Here is a 4,071-nt window from a genome sequence, read left to right on the forward strand (position 1 = left end):
AAAGGTGACCAGATTGATGTTATCGTTACCGATGGCTGTGCCGGGTTGATTAAGGCTGTCACGGCTCTCTATCCGCGTGTCAGGAGGCAGCTCTGCACGTTCCATAAGGCAAATGACCTTGGAGCTCATCTCAGGGATAGAAGACACAGGAATCAGATCATCAGGCATGCTCTCGCAGTATTCGAGGCTGCAAACCAGACCGAGGTCAGGAAGATGCTCAGAACGTTCATAGAAAGGTGGAAACCGAGCGAACCGAGAGCTGTCAGGAACTTCATCGCCGGGTTCGACTACTGCCTCACATTCCTCGACTTCCCTGTGACTATACGATCATCGATAAAAACCAATAACCCGATCGAAAGATATCTACAGGAGATCAGGCGTCGAATCATACCGATGAGGTCATTCAACAATGTCAAAAGTGCCGAAAGGATCATCTACGGAATCATTGCCGTAACTCTTAGACAATACTGTGATATGCCTATACAACAATCTACACAATATGCTTGACAGAATCTGACAATGAAGACTCAGAATAAGGGTTGACAGATAGGGTGGTTATTGTATCTTTTATGTATAGGCATAACGGGACAATATCGGTCCCGAGGTGCTGGTTCACCGTCAAGTCGAGAAAGGGGTTTTCACGTGTCTATCGCGGCGATGTTACTGAAGCGGTTTCTGATCGCATCCCTGATGTGTCTACTGTTTGTCGTTAATACCGCATCCGCCGAATTCCCTCTGGATCTCATAACCTATTTCAACAGCGACAGCACTGGTGGGCAACTCTGGAAAGGTGCTACTACATGCGGTGATCTGGATGGTGATGGTTTCAGTGAGATCGTGGTGGCCGAGAGCGGAGGTGACAGGAGACTTCACTTCTTCCATGGCGGCAATCCGCCCGACACATTTCCCGACAAGATCATAGGTAACTACGGTTGGCCACATGCCTGGATTACCGATATCAATGGTGACGGAAGAGCTGACTTGGCCGTGCGTGAACGATATCAGGATTCAATTGAGGTTGTGGACATTTGGTTCGGGACTAGTGACTTCTTCGAAAAAGCTGAACCAGACCTCAAACTGATCAATGCAACGGACACATTCACTTTCTTCGGTTTTTCGATATCAGCGGGTGACGTCAACAATGACTACCAGAACGACATCATAATATCCGCCATAAATGGAATGGTGTATCCTTATGATGGCAGGTTCTATATCTTTTATGGCGGTGATTTGCTGGACACTTTCGTTGATGACTGTATTGATTTCTTCGATCAGGGAAACGGTTACAACGACTTCTGGCTAGGCCTAACACCTGGCGACATTAACGGTGATGGATTGGCAGACTTCGTGTATTCCGGTCGAAAGAACAACTCTCCCTCATACATTGCCGTCCTCTTTGGCAGTGTTCCTCCGCACAGCACTCCCGACCACGTTTTCTGGACACCTTATACTGAAGACAACATGAATTTCGACAACTTTGGGGAATATCTCTATTCCGTCGGTGACATCAACAGGGATGGCTATGCGGACTTTGTCGTGACTGGGCAGGCGCTCTGGGCATGCCTTTATTTCGGAGGCGAGCAGTTTGACACGATTCCGTTCTATCTCGGAGATACCACTGATGCGAGTACTCGAGGTACAAGAGTTGCCAACATAGGAGATATCAATCACGACGGTTGGGATGACATCGGAATGGGATATCCCGCGCTAAACGGTTCCTCAGGGATAGTCAATATCATCTATGGCTACGAGACCATGGATGGCCAGGTTGATCTGGTGTTACCGGAGTCTGAGGCTTGGCCTTATGTCGGACGTGAATATGGTTATTCTATCGGCCCGGCAGGAGATTTCAATGGTGACGGTATAGATGATCTTGTTGTCACTGCCGCGGATGACTTCAATCTTGATTTCTCCGAAGGGATCGTGTACGTATATGCAGGTGATCCTAACCTCCCGACCGACGCTGATTACGATGACGGTGATGATATCCTGCCAACGGAGTATGATGTTCTTGAACAGAACTATCCTAACCCATTCAACGGCGAGACGACGATTGAGTATGCGTTCCCTGGCCAGCGTCAAAGACGTGTGGAGCTAATTGTATACAGTATTCTCGGCGAACGGATTCGAACGTTGAAAGACTGCACAGAACGCAGTGGAAAACACACAGTAACATGGGACGGGAGGGACGATTCGGGAAAGTCGGTTCCCTCAGGTATTTACTTTTATGTCCTGAAGTCAGGAGAAGAGACCAGCGGCAGAAAAATGTTGTATCTGAAATAGCTGAAGAACGACTACCGGTCAGCGGTCAACGTTTCGAGGCGTTATCTTTGCTATAAGCTTAGTTCCGGTCATAATTGCGTTAAAGATAAGGGTATGTATACTGTCCCGAGTAGAACTCGGAAAGGAGGATTCTATGAAAAGGACTTGGCTAGTTCTCCTAATTTGCTTACCGACGCTAGCCTTGCAAGCAGTCGGAGACGAATTTCCGGTAGTTGGATACTACCATATTGCAGACAGCAACTCTTCTGGTGACTTGATAGCCAGATACGATTCTCTCATATCATCAATCGGCATTACTCATTGGGTGGGCAAGTACTCTCCTCAGAAAATGAGCGAAATGCTGGACAGTTCCAGATCACACGGGTTGGACGTAATAGTGTGGGCTGAAATACCGGTCCCGGTTCCGCCAGAAGAACCATTCCCAGTCGACACCAGTATCGAAGACCTCTGTTTCTTCGGTACATATCTCCCAATGGACATCTACCATACCGACATTAAAGAGGGGTACTATTTCAATATTACAGGTGTCGGCGAGGAGTTCAACGATCCGGAGCTGGATTACAAGTCGGTACACTGGTGCCAGTCAGGATCTGACACCGCGGGGTTCATATTCACAGATGGGCCATCGTGGGAGAGTATTGACAATCATAGTGCATTCGGTCAAATGAGCCTTCATCATGGCTGGGACGATACATTGACAGCGCGATTCAGCATGAAGATAACAGGAAGCCCGGACAGCTCTGATCAAGTCTGCAAGCTGATGGCGTTCTGGCGAACACGACCCTACTGGGAGCCAGACGGAGAAAGATACGATACGCTTGATGAGAAGGTTATTTTGGTGTCGGACTTTAGCTCGATTGGTGAGTACGTTGACATTGACTTCCCTTTCAATAACACTTTGTTCACTAGCAGAACATCTCACTATCTGGAGCTGGCAGTTTATTGGTATGGTGATATTGACGTGTATGTTGAAAAGGTGGATGTGTTTCTCGAAAACGGTAGATTTTTCTGGAACCTCAGTGACCAGGATATTGACGGTAGCCTGACCGACTATTTCAATGCTCTCGGGAATTATAGCAACGTAAAAGCCTACAATCTGGCAGATGAGGCTGCGGGATCACAATATCCTCTCATCAAGCGAGCAAACACCCGCGTGAAACATGTGACAACAGATTCTGTGCCTGTTATGAGCAATACCCTTCCAGCTTCTGGAGTTAGGATGAACACCGACGTTCTTTGTAGTTACGTGGATGTGGGTTACTTTCAGATGGACTACTACATGTGGACGTGTGGTCTTTGCGATAGTACTGAATTCCACGAGGAATGTGCATCAAATGGAAGTACATGGGATCTTCAGTATCGCCTCAGCAAGGTATTCAGCAACATAGATATCGTTAGAAACAAGACCAGTCAGTTCGAAAAGGAATTCTGGCTGATGTTTTCCTCCGGTAAGAGATGGAGCGGCCAGAAGCAAGGTACTTGCTCCGTGGGTGGTGAAGTTGACACCTTCTATTATTACTACATCGCCCAAGGTGACCAGACACATGCAGACCAAAAAGTACAGGTCTATATGTCGCTGGCTCACGGAGTTAATGGCTTAGGGTATTGGACAATTATGCCGGGCTATTGGGACGATAGTCAATGCTATGACGCGGCTGCCTATACTTTGAATGAGCCGGCTCAATGGGAATTTAACAATGAACCATCGAGATACGACTGCCCAGAGTCGGGTTATGGAGACAATCCCTATACCACTTGCCCACCAGAAGACACCTGCTACTTTATCAC

General features: G+C 47.6%; 3 protein-coding genes. All 3 read left to right on the forward strand.

Going from position 1 to position 4,071, the window contains the following annotated elements:
* Window positions 1-507 (forward strand): transposase (locus tag KKH67_14625; protein MBU1320415.1); only part of this gene is annotated, 507 nt, incomplete at its 5' end.
* A 135-nt stretch (window positions 508-642) separates the two neighbouring features.
* Window positions 643-2,283 (forward strand): FG-GAP repeat protein, encoded by a 1,641-nt coding sequence (locus KKH67_14630; protein MBU1320416.1) that lies wholly within the window; start codon window positions 643-645, stop codon window positions 2,281-2,283.
* 133 nt (window positions 2,284-2,416) lie between these two features.
* A partial coding sequence (locus KKH67_14635; protein MBU1320417.1) for a hypothetical protein occupies window positions 2,417-4,071 on the forward strand: 1,655 nt, incomplete at its 3' end.

The sequence above is a fragment of the Candidatus Zixiibacteriota bacterium genome, from assembly GCA_018820315.1.
Classification (GTDB): Bacteria; Zixibacteria; MSB-5A5; order JAABVY01; family JAHJOQ01; genus JAHJOQ01.